Genomic DNA, 18,556 nt, shown 5'->3' on the forward strand with positions numbered 1-18,556 from the left:
TTTTTCCTTAATTGTTCATTCTTGAAAGATAAAATTCCGCTAAAGTGAGGTCTTCTGGGCGCGTCACTTTTAAATTATCAGCGCGGCCTGCAACTAACACTGGTTGGTGACCGCAATACTCTAGCGCAGAAGCTTCATCGGTGATCACCGCGTTTTCTTTCAAGGCTTTACTTAGACAATCCCGTAATAATGCTAACGGAAAAAATTGTGGTGTGAGCGCATGCCATAACGCTTCACGTTCAACGGTATGGTCAATTAATTGACTGGCTGTTGAGCTGCGTTTCATGGTATCACGCACTGGGGCAGCGAGGATCCCACCACAACAATTTTGTTCCGCTGCTAATTGAATAATTTCATTTAAATCTGATTGATGAAGGCAGGGGCGCGCGGCATCATGTACTAATACCCAGCAATCTGAAAAGTTGGGGTTAGTGATTAAAAAATCCAGACCTGCTAATACTGAATCGGCACGCTCTTTGCCACCAATAACCGTCGTCACACGAGGGTCATTAGCAATTGCAAGTTGCTGAAAATAATCGTCTTCCGCACTTAAAGCAACCACAATCTCTTGCACTTTATCATTTTCAAGCAATGCGCTTATGGTGTGTTCAATGATTGTTTTACCTGCAACCTGCAAATATTGTTTTGGACACTCTGCATTCATACGGCTACCGACCCCAGCCGCAGGGATCAATGCAACAATTTGCGGGAGATTGTTTTGTGGGGCATGGTTTGGATTTGTCATTATTGAATTCTTACATCAGAAATTATCAGGCTAATGGGTACACTATTTTGACATCATATTATTATGTCTATTTCTGGTTATTACTTTCTTTAACCATTCGATAAAATGACTCTCCGGGTTTGATCATCCCAAGCTCAGTTCGAGCTCGTTCTTCAATCGCATCTTGGCCATCATTTAAGTCATTGATTTCAGCGAATAGCTGTTCATTACGCATTTTTAAGCGCGAATTTACAATTTCCTGAGCAGCGACATCATCTTTGACTTGTACGTAGTCATGTATGCCATTTTTGCCTAACCATAAGGAATACTGTAACCAAGCTAATATCGCAATTAATAGTAGCGTTAATTTACCCATTTTGCCCCCTGAAATGATTTGCTAATCATCCCATAACTCAACGATTGACGCTACTGTGATACTAAAATTGTGATAAAAAGTCAGATTAAGTCGGTTTTTGATCCGCAAAATACCGCCTTATTTTACCATCGGATAAAATAAAGGGGGTATTTAAGCTGTATTAATAATCTAGTTGAATGACATGATTGCGCAATAAAAGCGCAATAATTTGGGAAAGGGAATCCGAAATCGGTTGCTGCCCATCCAGATGCAGCTCAGGGTGTTGCGGTTCTTCATAAGGGGAGTCAATTCCGGTGAATTGTTTAATTTTCCCTTCCCGCGCTTGTTGATATAACCCTTTAGGGTCTCGCTGTTCACAAATACTTACCGGGGTATCCACGTACAACTCAAAAAATTGATCGGGTTCAAATAAGTCACGGACTTTCTGCCTATCGTCTTGAAAAGGTGAAATAAAGGCAGTAGCAACAATTAACCCTGCATCAACCATTAGCTTCGCCACCTCCCCCACTCGACGGATATTTTCTTGCCTATCAGCCTCATTAAACCCTAAGTCGCCGCATAAACCATGGCGAATATTATCGCCATCCAGTAAATAGGTTTTCATTCCCATGGACGTAAGTTGGTGCTCTATTGCCCCCGCCAATGTTGACTTTCCTGAACCTGATAACCCCGTGAACCACAACACGGCACCTTTGTGGCCATTATTACTCTCACGTAACTGGCGAGTTACTGCGTGTTGATGCCAAACAATATGGTTTTCTTTTGTCATCCGTGCTATTTCCCACCCAATACATCGCGCGCACCCCAATGTGGGAAATGGCGGCGAACTAATTTATTTAGCTCAATTTCAAATTCACTAAAATCGCTGGGTTGTTCAAAGACAGGGGTTTGTGTTTCACGGACTAAGCCCGCTCCGACAGTCACATTGGTGAGTCTATCAATAAAAATCATTCCGCCTGTGTCTGCATTGCGTTGATAGTTTTCCAGTAACAATGGTTCATCAAAGGAAAATTCCACTAAACCAATCCCATTCAACGGCAGCTCTGTCGCCACTTTCTGCGTTAAATTATTGATATCAATTTGATATTGAATATTTTCCACTTTTGCCCGACTGCGTTTTCCTGCAATTTTAATATCCAGTTGCTGGCCTTGAACTAACGACTGTTCAGACATCCATACCACATCGACAGAGGCATGCTGTGTGCTTTGTAAGATTTCATCTTGTGCGACAATCAAGTCGCCACGACTAATATCAATTTCATCCTCAAGCACTAATGTAATCGCTTCCCCTGGCACCGCAAAATCTTGTAACCCTGAAAATGTCACAATTTCTTTGATTGCTGAGGTGGCACCGGATGGCAATACTTTGACCTTTTGTCCCACTGCCACAACCCCTGATGATAATGTTCCGCTGTATCCACGAAAGTCTAAATTTGGGCGGTTCACATATTGCACAGGGAAACGCAAAGCTTGCTCCGAGGCTTTTTGTTCCACTTGGACATTTTCCAATATCGATAATAATGTATCACCTTGATACCACTTAAAATTATCGCTAGCATTCACAATGTTATCGCCATCAAGGGCTGAAATAGGGACAAACCATACCTTTAAATCAACCGGCAATTCCGTCGCAAACTTTTGGTAATCCTGCTTTATTTTGTCAAAAGTGGTTTCACTGTAATCCACTAGATCCATTTTATTGACAGCAACAATAAGATGGCGGATCCCAAGTAATGTGCTAATAAAACTATGTCGACGCGTTTGCTCCTGTACCCCTTTTCGAGCATCGATCAACAAAATAGAAAGTGAGCAAGTTGATGCGCCTGTCGCCATATTGCGCGTATATTGCTCATGGCCGGGGGTATCCGCAATAATAAACTTGCGCTTTTCTGTTGAAAAATAACGATAAGCTACATCGATTGTGATCCCCTGCTCACGTTCAGCAGCAAGGCCATCCACCAGCAAAGCAAGATCAAGCTTTTCCCCTTGAGTCCCTATCCGCTTACTGTCACTTTGCAGAGTTGACAGCTGATCTTGGTATATTTGGCGAGTATCATGCAGTAAACGGCCGATTAAGGTGCTTTTACCATCATCCACATTGCCACAGGTTAAAAAACGCAATAATCCTTTTTGTTGCTGCGCCAATAAATAAGGCTCTACACCACCTTGCTGTTCAATTTGATGAGCGATTGATTCATTATAAACGGCTTGTGCCATGATTTTTCTCCTGACTTTGCGTATTCACCTTGCCCACTAAAAATAACCTTGGCGCTTTTTCAACTCCATCGAAGCGGATTGGTCGCTATCAATCAGCCGCCCCTGTCGCTCACTCGTCGTAGAAATCAACATTTCTTCTATAATCTCAGGCAGCGTTTGTGCTTCTGATGGCACAGCTCCCGTCAGTGGCCAACAACCTAATGTTCTAAAACGCACTTTTTGCTGACTAATGACTTCACCCGCTTGTAGGTCAATACGGTTATCATCCACCATTAACAAAGTACCGTCCCGCTGAATAACTGGCCGTTCTTTTGCAAAATACAGGGGAACAATGTCGATATTTTCCAAATAGATATATTGCCAAATATCGAGTTCTGTCCAATTTGATAGTGGGAAAACACGAATACTTTCTCCTTTATTGACCTGCCCATTGTAGTTATGCCATAGCTCAGGCCGTTGGTTTTTAGGATCCCAACGATGAGATCGGTCACGAAAAGAGTAGATCCGCTCTTTTGCACGTGATTTTTCTTCATCACGACGAGCACCACCAAAAGCAGCATCAAAACTGTACTTATCCAAAGCCTGCTTTAAGCCCTCGGTTTTCATAATATCAGTGTGCTTAGCACTGCCATGCACAAACGGGTTGATCCCTAATTTTTCCCCTTCAGGGTTACGATAAACAAGTAGCTCAAAACCATATTTTTCTGCCGTTGCATCACGAAATTCGTACATTTCACGAAATTTCCACCCTGTATCAACATGTAAAAGAGGAAATGGGAGCTTTCCTGGATAAAATGCCTTGCGTGCTAAATGCAGCATCACGGAAGAATCTTTACCAATAGAATACAGCATCACTGGGTTAGCAAATTCGGCGGCAACTTCACGAATGATATGAATACTTTCTGCTTCTAACTGCTGTAAATGAGTTAATTTTTTGTCGTTCACGATAGCCCCTTACTTAAGCCAGTTCCAATACGGCACTGCGCCATCTTATATCTTCAGTTTGCGAACCAAACCATGCGAGTTGTTGGTGCAATGCAGCCACTTCACCGATCACTATCAAAGCAGGAGCAGGAGCCTGCTGCGCTAATGTTTCGAGCTCATACAATTTGCCAGTTACGACTTTTTGTTCACGTCTTGTACCACAGCCGATAACCGCTACAGGGGTATTTTGAGCTCGGCCGAATTGGATTAATTGCTCACTGATTTTCGCGGCCTTCACCGTCCCCATATAGATAGCTAAGGTTTGATTTCCTCGGGAAAGTGCCTGCCAATCGAGTTCAGTTCCATTTTCACGGCAATGCCCCGTAATAAATGTAATGCTTTGTGAATGTTCACGGTGAGTCAGCGGAACCCCCGCGTAAGCGGCTGCACCAATTGCTGCGGTCACACCCGGAACCACTTGAAATGGGATCCCCGCTTGCGCTGCAACTTGTAGCTCTTCTCCCCCTCGCCCAAAAATGAAAGGGTCCCCCCCTTTAAGGCGCACGACTTTTTTACCTTGTTGAGCAAATTTCACGATCAGCGCATTGGTTTCTTCTTGAGAAACGCTATGAGCCCCTGCACGTTTACCTACGCAAATCTTGTCTGCATCACGGCGAACTAATTCAAGAATTTCTTCGCTAACTAAATGATCATATAAAACCACTTCCGCGCTTTGTAAAACCCTTAGCCCTTTTAACGTGAGCAACCCTGCATCCCCCGGCCCAGCCCCCACTAAAGTTAATTCACCGTGGTTATCTGGCTCATACAGTTGTCGCTCCAGTTGTTGCTCCGCTTCGCTGAATTGCCCTTTTTCAACTAAGGAGGCAAAACGTCCACTAAAACTTTTTTCCCAGAAACGTTTTCTTTCACGCATATTCATTAACGTTTCTTTGACTTTATGACGCCAGCGGCCGGCTATTTCCGCCATTTTCCCCAAAGACGTTGGCAACATCGTTTCCAATTTTTCTCTGAGTAAACGTGCTAATACAGGCGCAGTCCCCCCTGAAGAGATCGCCACAATCACTGGCGAGCGATCGATAATAGAAGGGACAATAAATGAACATAATGGTTGGTCATCGACGACGTTAACGAATATTTTTCGCTCATTCGCATCATAGAAAACCTTTTCATTCAGTAATGCATCATCCGTTGCAGCAATAACCAGAAAAGCATCATCTAAATGAATAGTTTGGTAATCTTCTGCTAACCAAACAAATTTATTTTGTTGATATTCAGTTTGAAGCGGAGTACATAACGTTGGTGAGATGATCACTAAATTCGCTTGTGCTTTTATTAGCAATTCTGCTTTTCGTGCCGCGACCACACCGCCGCCAATTAACACGACCTTTCGCGTGCGGACATCGACAAATAACGGTAAATAATCCATCTTGCTCACCCATCGTTATATAAACTGATTATAAGAAATATAAAGTTGACTATATGGTTTCAGACAATAGGTTTGAAATGACAAAAAGCTCTTTCTTGTAACTGAAAAGCATAAGCCAGAAAATTCACATAAAAACCATCAAAATAAGTTAATTTTAAACAAAATATACAAAACTTAACGCAAACTGCTAATTTTCATAATAAAAACAAAAATAATAAAAAATAAAGAGACGATTATTTTTAATAAAAACCATCCCTTTGTAATTAAACAAATATTTCATCAAGTCTGCTATTATTTACAATCTAAACTCAATTCATGGCTTAAAGAATGATTAACCAACAACGCTGTGGGTTGAATTATGACGAATATTTAGTTTTCATGAAGCCCACACTCACGCTTTAATCCAAAAAAGCGCGTATCTTCTTCATTCATTCCCTCTTCCCATTTGCGAGTCGTATGCGTATCACCAACCGATAAATACCCTTGCTCCCACAGAGGGTGATAAGGTAAACCATATTTTATTAGGTATTCATAGACTTGCTTATTGTTCCAATCAATCACGGGTAAAACTTTAAAAATCCCTTTTCCGATACCTAACACAGACAAATTTGCGCGGCTTGCTGACTGTTCTCGCCGTAACCCCGAAAACCAAGTTTGTGCCTGTAACTCATTTAAGGCCCTTTCCATTGGCTCAACCTTATTAAGCTGATTGTAGCGTTCGATGCCCTCAAGGCCTTGCGTCCAAAGTTGTCCATACAGTGCTTCTTGCCAAGCAGGTGACTGCTTTGCTCGATACACCTGTAAATTTAAATTTAGCTTATCTGTTAACACTTCAATAAACTGATAGGTCTCTGGAAACAAATAACCGGTATCCGTTAAAATAACTGGGATATTAGGCATAACCTGCGTCACCATATGCAATGTCAGTGCCGCTTGGATCCCAAAACTGGAAGACAACACAAACTCAGTCGGTAAGTATTCAACCGCCCACTCAATGCGCTGCAATGCAGTCATGGCATCTAACTGGGAATTAAACTCAGCGAGATAAGCGACTTGGTGAGGCCTATCGAGCTCGATGAGTGTTGTTAGTTCAAGTCGGCTCATACCGCCTCCTTAACCTCATAAAAATCAACAGCAGAATTCAATACGGGCTTAACAACATGGGTACGAATAACAAAATCGCCAAATCCTTCATTAGGTAGACGGTTTTTCGCCCAATCACCGATTAACTCATCCAAAATAGCTAAAATCTCTGTACTAGTGATATTTTCACGGTACATACGTGGAATACGAGTACCAATGCGGTTCCCGCCTAAATGTAAGTTATATCTATCCATCGCTTTACCGACCAGCCCTACTTCCGCCAGCATCGCTCGTCCACAGCCATTAGGGCAACCCGTTATCCGTAGAACGATATGTTCATTGGCGACTTGATGAGCGGCCATAATATTTTCTACCTGACTAATAAATTCAGGTAAAAAACGTTCCGCTTCTGCCATCGCAAGTGGGCAAGTTGGAAATGAGACACACGCCATGGAATTTTCACGTTGCGCTGTAATTTCATCACTCATTAACCCATGAGCTCTGGCAATCGCTTCAATTGCCGCTTTTTCACTTTCGGGTACACCCGCAACAATTAAATTTTGGTTTGCAGTTAAACGAAAGTCCCCTTGGTGAATACGTGCAATTTCAGCCACGCCGGTTTTTAATGGCTTATTTTCTAAATCAATCAATCGGCCATTTTCAATAAACAATGTTAGGTGCCAGCGATTATCAATTCCTTTAAGCCAACCAATCTTGTCACCGCGTTCAGTAAATTCATATGGACGAATAGGTTCGAAAACTACGCCTGAGCGCCTTTCGACTTCAGCTTTGAAAGTATCAACTCCCACTCGCTCAAGGGTGTATTTGGTTTTCGCATTTTTACGTTCAGTACGATTTCCCCAATCCCGCTGGGTAGTCACTATCGCTTCTGCAATCGCTAACGTTTTCTCTAATGGAATAAACCCAAACTCACTGGCTAAACGAGGAAATGTTGCGGTATCGCCATGAGTCATCGCAAGGCCACCGCCCACCAGCACGTTAAAACCGATCAATTCCCCATTTTGGGCAATCGCGACAAAGTTCATATCATTTGCATGTAAATCCACATCATTTAGTGGCGGGATCACGACAGAGGTTTTAAATTTTCTTGGCAAATAAGTTTGCCCTAAAATAGGCTCTTCATCCGTTGTCACTATTTTTTCTTTATCTAACCAAATTTCCGCGTAAGCACTTGTGCGCGGTAATAAATGTTCAGATATTTTCTTTGCCCATTCATAAGCTTGTTGGTGCAATTCAGATTGCACTGGGTTAGAGGTACATAACACGTTACGGTTAACGTCATTCGCCGTTGCAAGGGCATCTAAACCAACGTGACTTAACATTTGATGGGCAGGCTTTACATCCCCTTTTAAGATGCCATGGAACTGAAATGTTTGCCGATTCGTAATGCGCACACTGCCATACAGCGTGTGGTCCGTGGCAAACTTATCAATATCCAGCCATTGCTTGGGGGTAATAATGCCCCCCGGTAAACGACAACGCAGCATCATTGTATGGCGAGGCTCGAGTTTTTGTTCCGCCCGCTCGGCACGAATATCACGGTCATCTTGTTGATACATACCGTGAAAGCGAATCAATAAGAAATTGTCGCCTTCGAAACCACCTGTTAACCCATTTTTGAGGTCATCTTTAATTGTTCCACGTAGGTAATTACTGTCTTGCTTCATGCGTTCGCTGTCTGCAAGTTTACCTTCGACAATTAAGGGCTTTTGTTGTTGTTCATTGCTCATTAATAAACATCCCTCTGATAACGGCGCATTACGCGCAACTCACTTAAAAATTCATCGGCTTCTTCACTGTCCATGTTCCCGTATTGGCTGACGATATCTAATAATGCCTGTTCGACATCTTTGGCCATGCGGTTTGCATCACCACACACATAGATGTGGGCCCCTTCTTGTAACCATTGCCAAACTTCTTCACCTTGTTCACGAAGTTTATCTTGTACGTAAATTTTCTCTTGCTGGTCGCGAGACCACGCTAATGAAATATGGGTTAATAAACCGTCTTTGACATAGCGCTGCCATTCCACTTGGTAGAGAAAGTCGTCAACAAAATGTGGGTTACCAAAAAATAACCAGTTTTTGCCTGTCGCACCGTCATTGTCACGCTGCTGTAAAAAAGCGCGAAATGGCGCTATCCCTGTACCAGGGCCAATCATGATCACAGGCGTATTTGGGTCTTGTGGTAGACGGAAGTTATCATTGTGCTCAATGAATATACGGAGTTCATCATCCTCATTTAAGCGATCAGCTAAGAAACCCGAAGCACCGCCAGTTCGCGCCTTACCATCAATCTCATAGCGGACAACGCCAACCGTTGCATGAACTTCATCTTCCACCTCGGATTGGGAAGAAGAAATCGAGTACAAACGAGGGGTTAACGGGCGCAGTAGGTCAACAAATTCTTGGGCAGCAGGCTGAGATGCCGCTTGGCGTACCATATCGACGATTGGCGTATTTTGTGCGTAGTGCAAAATAGCGGCTTTATCGCTAATTAATGACAATAGTGCATCGTCTTTTGATAACTGAGCGTATTTTTCGACAATCACTGGGGTATTTTGTGTCAGTTCTAATTGATAAATCAGCGCATCACGGAATGAATGACGCTGTGAGCCAATAAAGACTTCTTCATCACCTTGCAGCCACAATAAAGCCACCAGCTCATCAACTAAAGCGGGGTCATTATCGAACCAAACACCTAGCGCATCACCCGGTTGATAACGTAAACCAGAGTCACCGAGGTCAATTTCAATATGGCGAACATCTTTTTGTGAGTCGCGGCTGGTGATCTTTTGATTGCTCAGTAGCGATGCAGTTAATGGTGCCGTTTTACTATAAGGTGATGAATGAATTTCATTGATACTTCCTGTTTGAGTCGCCAATAATTGGCTATCACTTTGAGCAGGAACGCGAGCTTTTAAAATCTGCGTGAGGTTTTCAACCCATTCATCTGCAACCGCTTGGTATTCAACATCTGCATCAATTCGTTCCGTTAATGATATCGCCCCTAATGATGCAAGCTGAGAATCGAAATCTTTACCCGCTTGGCAAAATTTTTCGTAAGAGGAGTCTCCCAGCGCGAAAACCGCATAGCTAGTTTGTGATAAATTAGGCGCTTTTTTAGAATGAAGGTATTTGTACAACGCAACCGCCTCTTCGGCGGGTTCACCTTCACCCTGCGTTGAGGCGACAATAACCAACACTTGCTCTTGGTTGATTTGTTTGAATTTATAATCCCCTGCATTCACCAAATTCACACTAATTTTCTCCCCCACCAAGCGCTCTCTGAGCTGCTCAGATAGGCGACGTGCATTTCCTGTCTGTGACGCAGAGATAATAGTGACGGTATCTTGAGTAACAACAGGCGTACTGGCTGATACATCAACTTGCGTGTTCTGATTTACCACTCCCCACAAATAACCAGAAAGCCATGCGAGTTGATGAGATGAAAAATCATCAACGGCTGTCTGTAAACGTGTTAATTGCTCAACAGATATTGGCAGCGCCGCTAATGGCGGCTGTTTTTTTGTCATTATCTTGTAACCCCAGCGTTATTCATCTTTGATTTAAAAAAACGATGCCATGTCATTACCCAAAAAAGACTGACAACCTAACACCCACTCATTTCCCCAAATAATTAGGGTAATAAAGCAAAAAATACCGCAGTACCTGAAACATATAGGGTATGCAGTTAGGTTATAACAACCCTAGATATTGGGATAAGAAACGATAGCCATAATTAATAACTAAAAAGCCTAAAGCAATTAACTGATGGATCATATTGATAAAAGCGGTTAACGCTATTTTGGTAATTAAAGATATTTTCACCTAAAAATGCAGTACAATACGCTGTTTATTCACAACAAGGAGCCACATATGAGCACAACAATCTATAAAGATTTCACTTTCGAAGCCGCCCATAAACTTCCCCATGTTCCAGAGGGTCATAAGTGCGGCCGCCTCCATGGGCATTCTTTCATGGTGCGTTTAGAAATCACTGGTGAAGTCGACTCACATAGTGGTTGGATTATTGATTTTTCCGATGTAAAAGCTGCATTTAAACCTATTTGGGAACGCTTAGACCATCACTATTTAAATGATATCGAAGGGTTAGAAAACCCAACGAGTGAGGTATTAGCCCAATGGATTTGGCAACAAACTAAGCCTTTACTACCCTTATTAAGTGCGGTTACCGTAAAAGAAACCTGCACAGCAGGCTGTGTCTATCGCGGAGAAGCTTAAAAGCACAAGCACTAAAAAAGTCATATAATATAGGGATACACGCTCCTCAGGCCGCTGACTTAGCGGCAAGCCTAAATAGGTTTTGAACATAAATGAGGGGTAAATCCCTATATCCTTTACCTTTGACTCATTACCAATATCAACGCCTAACGCTGCATAGAAAGTTTCCTAATTACCTTTAATAGCCGAAATTCGAAAAAACCATACGTTATTAAGGATGAGGTTAAGGCAAGAAACAAATAGTGGCTGGCATTTCTCCTTTTAACATTAAGGATATAAAAACTTTAATTTGACATAGTGCATTAAATTATAACCTGATCTATTATTTACCATTATTTACTTTTAATAAGGCAGGGAAAATGCATTTATTTCAGCAAACACCAAAATCCAGAAGGCGTTATGGACTGGCCGCATTTATTGGTCTAATCGCTGGTATCGTTTCTTCATTTGTCAAATGGGGGGCTGAAGTCCCATTACCGCCAAGAAGCCCAACGGATATGTTCAATGCAGCTTGTTCGCCAGAGACGCTGATCCGTGCAGCGGAACAAATAGACTGCTCACGTAACTTCCTCAATCCACCTTATATATTCTTAAGGGATTGGTTAGGCATTGCCGACCCTAACTCTGCAGTTTACACCTTTGCTGGGCACGTTTTTAACTCTGTGGGGGTTACTCACATCATATTTTCTATCGTATTTGCTGTCGGATATTGTATCGTTGCTGAAATATTCCCTAAAATTAAGTTATGGCAAGGGTTGTTAGCGGGTGCACTGGCGCAATTATTTGTCCATATGATTTCATTCCCACTTATGGGGCTAACCCCTCCACTTTTAGACCTGCCATGGTATGAAAATGTTTCAGAAATATTTGGTCATTTAATTTGGTTCTGGTCTATTGAAATTATTCGTCGTGACTTACGTAACCGTATTACTCACGAACCAGATCCTGAAGTACCATTAAACCAACCTTTTAGGTAATTTAAAGACCCCCAATGCGTGTTTTTTAGCGCTTGGGGGTTACTAAAAATCATTGCTATTTTTTATTATTGAATATCCAAATATTTATGTGTTTGAATCGATAAACGCCAGTTGCGTTGAATACAGGTTTCAATACACAATTTTGTTGCTGCCGCTTTTTGGCTGATTGGCTGTAATGCTACTACAGGAGGCGTTTCGGCAATACGTAATGCTAAAATTTTCTCAAGTGCTTCTATATCTTTTTCGCGAGCAACAGGATGTTTAATTTCATTGGCCCGATTCACTGCTTGGCTGATCACCTGTAGTCCTCCTTTCATACCGACTTTTGGTGATACAGTAACCCATGTGTTATCAGTGCATTGAATAGGGTATGTGCCACTAGTTTCAATTTGGCATTGATATCCATGCTGTTCTAATGCCTCAGTCAATGGCTGTAAATCATAAATACAAGGCTCACCGCCTGTAATAACAATATGCTGTGCGCTGAAGTGCTTTTCTTTCATTAACTGAATCAATGCCTCACTATCTGACATCGCCCATGCATCTGAATCAATCGTTTTAAGTGCGATATCCCCTAGGGTAGATTCTTTATCTTGTTCTATTTCCCATGTTTGTTTGGTATCACACCAACTACATCCAACTGGGCAGCCCTGCAAACGAATAAATACGGCTGGAACACCAGTAAAAACCCCCTCTCCCTGAATGGTTTGGAAGATTTCATTAATTGGGTATTTCATATCACTCCTAAAATAGTTAGCTGAGCACGCATTATATTGCAGATATCTATCTCACGAACAAGGAAGTTTGTGATAATGTAGCCACCTTAGGGTTCAATAAAGTACGTCCGACTTAATAAACAATACCGAAAGCCTATTCGGAACAATATATCGAACGAAGAAAAAGACAGGAAAAGACATGCAAAGTAGTGAACAAAATCAACTCAGAAAGGGACTGAGTGTTCGGCACATTCGCTTTATGGCTTTAGGATCAGCGATTGGTACCGGCTTATTTTATGGTTCTGCTTCCGCAATTCAAGCGGCAGGGCCTGCAGTTCTCCTCGCTTATATGGTCGGTGGTGCTGCTGTATTTATGGTCATGCGAGCCTTAGGCGAGATGGCAGTGCATCATCCTGTACCCGGTTCGTTTTCTCACTACGCTAGCCATTACATGGGCCCCCTCGCTGGTTTTTTAACTGGCTGGAACTACGTATTTGAAATGTTGGTCGTCTGCTTGGCCGACATTACCGCTTTTGGGATGTACATGGGGTTCTGGTTCCCACATGTCGACCAATGGGTGTGGGTATTAAGTATCGTGCTATTTATTGGTGCGCTCAATTTATGCCATGTTAAAATTTTCGGTGAAATGGAATTTTGGCTGTCTATCGTGAAAGTCTCCGCTATCATCGCAATGATTGTTGGTGGTACCTTCTTAATGTTCTACGGTTTCGGCCAAGAAACTGACCATGCGGTGGGTATCCAAAATCTCTGGGAACACGGTGGCTTTATGCCTAACGGTATTGAAGGTGTTATTGCATCCTTAGCTATCGTAATGTTCGCCTTTGGGGGTATCGAGGTGATCGGTATTACCGCCAGTGAAGCACAAAATCCAGAGAAAACCATTCCAAAAGCAATTAATGCCGTTCCAATCCGTATCTTACTATTCTATGGGTTAACATTGTTCATTTTGATGTGTATCTATCCGTGGAATCAAATTGGTCAAAATGGTAGTCCATTCGTCCAAATTTTTGATAGCTTAGGCATTCAATCAGCGGCAAATATCTTAAATATCGTGGTGATCACTGCGGCAATTTCAGCGATTAATAGTGATATTTTCGGTGCTGGTCGCATGATGTATGGTATGGCACAAGACAAACAAGCACCAAAAGTCTTTACCAAGTTGACTAAAAGTGGGGTGCCTTGGGTCACTGTACTGGTGATGTCTGTTGTCATGTTATTAGGCGTTTATTTAAACTACCTACTTCCAGAAAAAATCTTTGTGATTATTGCGTCAATCGCAACCTTTGCGACCGTTTGGGTCTGGTTAATGATCCTGCTATCTCATGTCGCAATGCGCCGCCAAATGAGCCCTGAAGAGGTTAAAAAACTGAAGTTCCCAGTCCCATTTTGGCCAGTTGGCCCTGCAATTACTATCGCATTTATGGTCTTTGTTATCGCACTACTTGGCTTCTTTAAAGATACACAAGTTGCCCTTTTAGTTGGGTTTGCATGGGTCGCGATATTGAGTGTGACCTTCTTTGTCATGCGTAAATTTCAAAAATCTTAATCGACTAAAGTATTCGTATGACTAGTCCTGATATAGGTTGACAACTTTTCAGGCATAAAACGCTCGGTGAACCTCATCGGGCGTTTTATAGTTTAATGATAAATGCGGGCGCCTTTCATTATAAATCTGGATTGATTCTTCAACCAACCTTCGTGCCTGCTCTAAATTTCTTGGTTTTACTAGAAGATACTCCATTTTTAATATTCCATTAATTCTTTCTGCTAAGGCATTTTGATAGCAATCATAGCCATCAGTCATAGAACATTGAATATTATGATTTCTATGTATTTCTTGATACTCCGACGAACAATACTGTAGCCCACGATCTGAATGATGGATCAGCGATGTTGTCGAACAGCGTTTTTTTAAAGCCTGAACCAGCGACTTCTTCACCGAACTTGTTTTCATATTGTCATCTAAATGATATCCCACGATTTTTCGCGAGTACGCATCCGTAATTAAACTTAAATAGGTATCACCCTCATGTGTCGATAAATAGGTAATATCCGCTACCCAGAGTTGCTCAGGCTGTGTGGGGATAAATCCTGACTTAATTAAATTTGGATGTCGATGAAAACGATGATGGCTTAAAGTTGTTCTATGATAAGCCCGCTTATTCGGCACAAGTAACCGATGTTCCTTCAATAAAGTAAATAGCCGGTCACGACCAATAATCATTTGTTTTTGCTTTAAAATAAAATGTAACTTACGCCCTCCCAGTCTGGGATGAAAGGCGCGTTCAGACTTAACAATATCAATAATGGCCGTATCGATTTTTTGTCGTTCTTCAGTCTTATCCTGTCGCTTGTAGTAGGCTTGCCGGCTAATATTCATAAAACGACAAGCTATTGTTACGGTGAGGTTTTTAACCGTTTTTTCTTTAATAACTCGGCCTTGCGCTTTTTTGACAAGCGAACTCCGAAGTCTCTATCCATAACTTTGACAACAGCTTCAAAGAAATCGGATTTAAGCCGAGCTTCTTCAAGTTCCCTTTCGAGTAGTTTGATGCGTTGTTCTGGGGTTTGTTGCTCAGGAGTTTGGGTCATAGCAGTACCTTTATAAAGAGTATTGGGCGTACCTTCAGACCAATCTAATCTACCATGTTTACGAAGCCATACCAAAACGGTAGAACATCCTTGTATCCCATATTGATATTGAGCTTGTTTATAGGTGAGTTCGCCTTTTTCTACTTGGTCAACAACCTGTAATTTAAAAGCGAGGGAATAATCGCGTTGAGTTCGTTTAGTGATTGCTTTCATTACACTCTCCAATTTTAGATTGGAAAAGTGTCAACCTTATTTAGGATGGGTCAGTAGAGTAAATTTAGGCCCTATATTTATATGATATAGGGCCTTTTGTTACCTATTTTGGTATCAAATGAGCGCTTGCCTAATATCGGCAATCAAATCATCAACACTTTCTAATCCAACGGATAAACGAATAAGCCCATCACTAATCCCATACTGTTTTCGTTCCTCTGCAGTATAAGTAGAATGGGTCATACTTGCAGGGTGCTGAGCCAATGACTCACAATCACCTAAGCTAACCGCACAAGAGAATAGCTGTAGACGGTTCAGAAACTGCTTACCCGCCTCAAGTCCCCCTTCAAGTTCGAAAGCAATCATCCCTCCAGGTAACTTCATCTGCTTTTGAGCTAATGCATATTGTGGAAAACTCGATAAACCCGGATACATCACTTGAGAAATTTCAGATAGTGAAGCCAAATATTCTGCAACTTTCTGTGCATTCTCAACCACTCTTTCCATTCTGATTGGAAGTGTTTTCATTCCTCGCAATATCAGGTTTGCATCGTGAGGGGATAGGCATGCTCCAGTCATATCTTTCAGCCCAACCAATCTGATTTGTTTCGCTAATTCCTCAGTTGTTATAACAGCGCCAGCCATCACATCACCATGTCCATTCATATATTTAGTCAATGAATGAACAACAATATCTGCCCCAAGCTCAAGGGGTTTTTGAATGTAAGGGGTACAATAGGTATTATCTACAGTTATCAATATTTCTTGGTTATTTGCAATATTATATTGGCGAACGATATTACTCACTGCACTAATATCAACTAAACGCATGTTTGGGTTTGCAGGTGATTCGAAAAATATCATCCTTGTTTTTTCAGTGAGCTCTTGTGCCACATGATTTGGATCACTCATATCAATGTGACGAACTTTGATACCAAAACGAGCCAACCCATGATGAAAGAACGCATATGTACAGCCATAAACCGTCATGTCAACTAACAACTCATCTCCAGGGCTCAGTAATGTCCAAAGCGTCGATGTTATTGCCCCCATCCCTGAAGAGAATGCAATTGCTGCATCTCCCTCTTCTAAATCAGCAAGCCGCTTTTCCAACAAACTTAATGTTGGGTTATTTATTCGTGTATAAATATAACCATTCGATTCACCGCTAAAGCAGGCTGCACCTTCTTCAACACTATTAAATACGTAGGTTGAAGTTTGATAAATGGGAGAAGCTAGTGCCCCTAAATTTTCAGCTGCATCATAGTAATTATGTATCACACGCGTATCAAAAGAATACTGTCTATCTAATATCATACCACCTCCGAAATATTACCCCTCTTGGGGTGAAGATAATCGAGAACCCATTATTTGCAAGGTTCGTAAAACGGTACTAATTCCACGTAATGTATTTGGATCTTTTAATAAAGCATATACCGAGCGAAAATTTGGATTTTTACTATTATATACCTCTTCCATTTTAGCCATATTATAAGCCGTACCGAACTCCCATATCGGTGATAAAGTATCCTCAAATGAATTGGCCAGTTTTTCTACCGTGCTATTATCAGTAATGTCAATAAGGTCAGAAATTAGAGAAAGTAAATCAACAATATTATCTAAACGATTCAATTGTAATAGCGGTGCTAATTTGTCTGCGAAATGATCACCCGACTCAGAATTAAGAAGTTCAATTAGTTTACTTTGATTTTCATTATTAGACATTTTGATTTCCTCCTTAAACTAAGCCACGAATAGCAGCCCAATAAATACCTCTATTAAAGCCATTTCTGAGTAATCCTCCTAATTTAGTCGGAGGTGTAGGAATAACATCGTGTTTATAATCGTATTGTAAAGGCATTCCTGCTGTTAATCCCATTTGAGCAACGGCTTGAACTCGCCCATCATAGATAGCCGCGGGATAACCATAAATTAATTCACCACAAATATTATCGGCTATAATCGCAGCTTGATTATGGCAGCTTCCACCCGCTTTACTGATCGGTAAATCAACGGTGTCACCAATAACATAAACACCATCGACACCATAAACTTGCATTGTTTCGTGGTCAGTTGGTAACCATCCTTCACCATTATTATGTTCACTCAATCCTGTATTAATAACCGCTTCAACCGCAGTAATAGGAGGAGTACTAATCAATAAATCGAAATTTTGCTCGTCCCCTTCCTTCGAATAAGCTATTTTCTTATCTGGATCAACTTTATCTAAAGTAAATCCTCTCTGTGCCTTAATATTTTTAGCAGTGAATACTTCGGGAATAACTTCACAAACAGGTTGCTGCATAAATAAACAGTTACGTAATAATTGTGAAACGGTTGGATATGTATAAACGATTTCAATATTATCCCTGACTCGACGTTTTCGTAAAAACTCATCAATCATTAACGTTGTTTCCATCGGTGCGATACCACACTGATGAGGCACATTAGGTGTTTCAGGGAATGATACCGTAATAAAAATTCGACCTTTTTCAATCTTAGCAAGTTGGTCAGCTAGCTTTCTTGATGCTTCATAAGCATAAAAATGGTTACCGATATCTTTTAAACCTTGAATACGCTCAGGTTTAGGTACGCAACCTGTCGCTATCACAAGAAAATCATAATTATATTTTTTTCCATGTGTTGAGTTTAGCTCTTTATTTTTAAAATCAAAGTATTCTATTTTATCAATGGCTAACTCTATTTCAGGCCTTAACAGCTCTCTTTCTGGACGGCTTAATTCATCCTTAAAAAATAAATTAAAAGCAACATACATAAATGCAGGTTTATAATAATGGATTGGATTATCCGTAATTAATGTTATTTTTATTTTCTTTGAAAAAATTTCTTTACTCAATTTTCTAGCGAGTGTATTTGCTAGCATCGTCCCGCCCGTTCCACCGCCAACAATAACTATATTTTTCATCACATTAACCACCATTTATTTATGCTTTATACTCTATACGATTAACCCTTCATTTATAAATATAGTTCAAGGTGA

General features: G+C 41.3%; 17 protein-coding genes. 3 read left to right on the forward strand and 14 right to left on the reverse strand.

What is annotated here, in order from left to right; translation table 11 throughout:
• Nucleotides 1-7: 7 nt before the first annotated feature.
• The 9 genes from ispD to cysJ all read right to left on the reverse strand — a co-directional run bounded on the left by ispD (nucleotide 8) and on the right by cysJ (nucleotide 10,327).
• Nucleotides 8-745 carry a 2-C-methyl-D-erythritol 4-phosphate cytidylyltransferase gene (gene ispD / locus M0M83_RS15755; protein ID WP_248466915.1) on the reverse strand — a complete coding sequence of 246 codons (738 nt, stop codon included), beginning with the start codon at nucleotides 743-745 and terminating at the stop codon, nucleotides 8-10.
• 67 nt (nucleotides 746-812) lie between these two features.
• Nucleotides 813-1,100 carry a cell division protein FtsB gene (gene ftsB / locus M0M83_RS15760; RefSeq protein ID WP_004260736.1) on the reverse strand — a complete coding sequence of 96 codons (288 nt, stop codon included), beginning with the start codon at nucleotides 1,098-1,100 and terminating at the stop codon, nucleotides 813-815.
• A gap of 160 nt (nucleotides 1,101-1,260) precedes the next feature.
• A complete protein-coding gene (gene cysC, locus M0M83_RS15765) occupies nucleotides 1,261-1,869 on the reverse strand; it encodes an adenylyl-sulfate kinase (RefSeq protein WP_125893897.1) in 609 nt (202 codons plus the stop codon).
• A gap of 5 nt (nucleotides 1,870-1,874) precedes the next feature.
• Nucleotides 1,875-3,317 carry a sulfate adenylyltransferase subunit CysN gene (cysN, locus tag M0M83_RS15770; RefSeq protein ID WP_248466916.1) on the reverse strand — a complete coding sequence of 481 codons (1,443 nt, stop codon included), beginning with the start codon at nucleotides 3,315-3,317 and terminating at the stop codon, nucleotides 1,875-1,877.
• Between the two features lie 36 nt (nucleotides 3,318-3,353).
• Nucleotides 3,354-4,262, reverse strand: a complete 909-nt coding sequence (gene cysD / locus M0M83_RS15775; protein WP_248466917.1) for a sulfate adenylyltransferase subunit CysD — start codon at nucleotides 4,260-4,262, stop codon at nucleotides 3,354-3,356.
• Nucleotides 4,263-4,275: 13 nt separating this feature from the next.
• Nucleotides 4,276-5,688 carry a siroheme synthase CysG gene (cysG, locus tag M0M83_RS15780; protein WP_125893891.1) on the reverse strand — a complete coding sequence of 471 codons (1,413 nt, stop codon included), beginning with the start codon at nucleotides 5,686-5,688 and terminating at the stop codon, nucleotides 4,276-4,278.
• Between the two features lie 369 nt (nucleotides 5,689-6,057).
• Nucleotides 6,058-6,792 (reverse strand): phosphoadenosine phosphosulfate reductase, encoded by a 735-nt coding sequence (gene cysH / locus M0M83_RS15785; RefSeq protein WP_248466918.1) that lies wholly within the window; start codon nucleotides 6,790-6,792, stop codon nucleotides 6,058-6,060.
• Nucleotides 6,789-8,522 carry an assimilatory sulfite reductase (NADPH) hemoprotein subunit gene (gene cysI, locus M0M83_RS15790; protein ID WP_248466919.1) on the reverse strand — a complete coding sequence of 578 codons (1,734 nt, stop codon included), beginning with the start codon at nucleotides 8,520-8,522 and terminating at the stop codon, nucleotides 6,789-6,791. The genes cysH and cysI overlap by 4 nt, the downstream gene beginning before the upstream one ends.
• Entirely contained in the window at nucleotides 8,522-10,327 is a 1,806-nt protein-coding gene (gene cysJ / locus M0M83_RS15795) for an NADPH-dependent assimilatory sulfite reductase flavoprotein subunit (RefSeq protein WP_125893885.1), read from the reverse strand. The genes cysI and cysJ overlap by 1 nt, the downstream gene beginning before the upstream one ends.
• A gap of 343 nt (nucleotides 10,328-10,670) precedes the next feature.
• On the opposite strand from cysJ, the gene queD reads away from it, so the two are divergent.
• A complete protein-coding gene (queD, locus tag M0M83_RS15800) occupies nucleotides 10,671-11,036 on the forward strand; it encodes a 6-carboxytetrahydropterin synthase QueD (RefSeq protein WP_125893883.1) in 366 nt (121 codons plus the stop codon).
• Nucleotides 11,037-11,395: 359 nt separating this feature from the next.
• A complete protein-coding gene (locus M0M83_RS15805; protein WP_125893881.1) occupies nucleotides 11,396-12,013 on the forward strand; it encodes a YagU family protein in 618 nt (205 codons plus the stop codon).
• 65 nt (nucleotides 12,014-12,078) lie between these two features.
• On the opposite strand, the gene queE is transcribed toward M0M83_RS15805, so the two are convergent.
• Nucleotides 12,079-12,750 (reverse strand): 7-carboxy-7-deazaguanine synthase QueE, encoded by a 672-nt coding sequence (gene queE / locus M0M83_RS15810; RefSeq protein ID WP_125893879.1) that lies wholly within the window; start codon nucleotides 12,748-12,750, stop codon nucleotides 12,079-12,081.
• A gap of 178 nt (nucleotides 12,751-12,928) precedes the next feature.
• Here queE and M0M83_RS15815 point away from each other — a divergent pair, with 178 nt between their 5' ends.
• A complete protein-coding gene (locus M0M83_RS15815; RefSeq protein ID WP_248466921.1) occupies nucleotides 12,929-14,296 on the forward strand; it encodes an amino acid permease in 1,368 nt (455 codons plus the stop codon).
• Nucleotides 14,297-14,344: 48 nt separating this feature from the next.
• Here M0M83_RS15815 and M0M83_RS15820 read toward each other — a convergent pair.
• The 4 genes from M0M83_RS15820 to M0M83_RS15835 form a co-directional block, all read right to left on the reverse strand.
• Nucleotides 14,345-15,555, reverse strand: a protein-coding gene (locus tag M0M83_RS15820) for an IS3 family transposase (protein ID WP_423811116.1) whose coding sequence is annotated in 2 segments (ribosomal slippage) — nucleotides 14,345-15,213 and nucleotides 15,213-15,555 — 1,212 coding nt in all. Because the reading frame shifts where the segments join, the coding sequence is not laid out codon by codon here.
• Nucleotides 15,556-15,669: 114 nt separating this feature from the next.
• Entirely contained in the window at nucleotides 15,670-16,872 is a 1,203-nt protein-coding gene (megL, locus tag M0M83_RS15825; RefSeq protein ID WP_248466923.1) for a methionine gamma-lyase, read from the reverse strand.
• A gap of 15 nt (nucleotides 16,873-16,887) precedes the next feature.
• The gene (locus tag M0M83_RS15830; RefSeq protein WP_213914318.1) at nucleotides 16,888-17,280 is read right to left on the reverse strand and encodes a hypothetical protein; all 393 of its coding nucleotides are present in this window, start codon (nucleotides 17,278-17,280) and stop codon (nucleotides 16,888-16,890) included.
• A gap of 13 nt (nucleotides 17,281-17,293) precedes the next feature.
• Nucleotides 17,294-18,481 carry an NAD(P)/FAD-dependent oxidoreductase gene (locus tag M0M83_RS15835; RefSeq protein WP_213914319.1) on the reverse strand — a complete coding sequence of 396 codons (1,188 nt, stop codon included), beginning with the start codon at nucleotides 18,479-18,481 and terminating at the stop codon, nucleotides 17,294-17,296.
• Nucleotides 18,482-18,556: the final 75 nt, after the last annotated feature.

This window comes from Providencia rettgeri (assembly GCF_023205015.1).
GTDB classification, from domain to species: Bacteria; Pseudomonadota; Gammaproteobacteria; order Enterobacterales; family Enterobacteriaceae; genus Providencia; species Providencia rettgeri_E.

What these genes read in the sequence shown, in the direction of transcription:
- ispD (WP_248466915.1), bottom strand. Translation starts at nt 745, where the DNA reads ATGACAAATCCAAACCATGCCCCACAAAACAATCTCCCGCAAATTGTT.
- ftsB (WP_004260736.1), bottom strand. Translation starts at nt 1,100, where the DNA reads ATGGGTAAATTAACGCTACTATTAATTGCGATATTAGCTTGGTTACAG.
- cysC (WP_125893897.1), bottom strand. Translation starts at nt 1,869, where the DNA reads ATGACAAAAGAAAACCATATTGTTTGGCATCAACACGCAGTAACTCGC.
- cysN (WP_248466916.1), bottom strand. Translation starts at nt 3,317, where the DNA reads ATGGCACAAGCCGTTTATAATGAATCAATCGCTCATCAAATTGAACAG.
- cysG (WP_125893891.1), bottom strand. Translation starts at nt 5,688, where the DNA reads ATGGATTATTTACCGTTATTTGTCGATGTCCGCACGCGAAAGGTCGTG.
- cysH (WP_248466918.1), bottom strand. Translation starts at nt 6,792, where the DNA reads ATGAGCCGACTTGAACTAACAACACTCATCGAGCTCGATAGGCCTCAC.
- cysI (WP_248466919.1), bottom strand. Translation starts at nt 8,522, where the DNA reads ATGAGCAATGAACAACAACAAAAGCCCTTAATTGTCGAAGGTAAACTT.
- cysJ (WP_125893885.1), bottom strand. Translation starts at nt 10,327, where the DNA reads ATGACAAAAAAACAGCCGCCATTAGCGGCGCTGCCAATATCTGTTGAG.
- queD (WP_125893883.1), top strand. Translation starts at nt 10,671, where the DNA reads ATGAGCACAACAATCTATAAAGATTTCACTTTCGAAGCCGCCCATAAA.
- M0M83_RS15805 (WP_125893881.1), top strand. Translation starts at nt 11,396, where the DNA reads ATGCATTTATTTCAGCAAACACCAAAATCCAGAAGGCGTTATGGACTG.
- queE (WP_125893879.1), bottom strand. Translation starts at nt 12,750, where the DNA reads ATGAAATACCCAATTAATGAAATCTTCCAAACCATTCAGGGAGAGGGG.
- M0M83_RS15815 (WP_248466921.1), top strand. Translation starts at nt 12,929, where the DNA reads ATGCAAAGTAGTGAACAAAATCAACTCAGAAAGGGACTGAGTGTTCGG.
- megL (WP_248466923.1), bottom strand. Translation starts at nt 16,872, where the DNA reads ATGATATTAGATAGACAGTATTCTTTTGATACGCGTGTGATACATAAT.
- M0M83_RS15830 (WP_213914318.1), bottom strand. Translation starts at nt 17,280, where the DNA reads ATGTCTAATAATGAAAATCAAAGTAAACTAATTGAACTTCTTAATTCT.
- M0M83_RS15835 (WP_213914319.1), bottom strand. Translation starts at nt 18,481, where the DNA reads ATGAAAAATATAGTTATTGTTGGCGGTGGAACGGGCGGGACGATGCTA.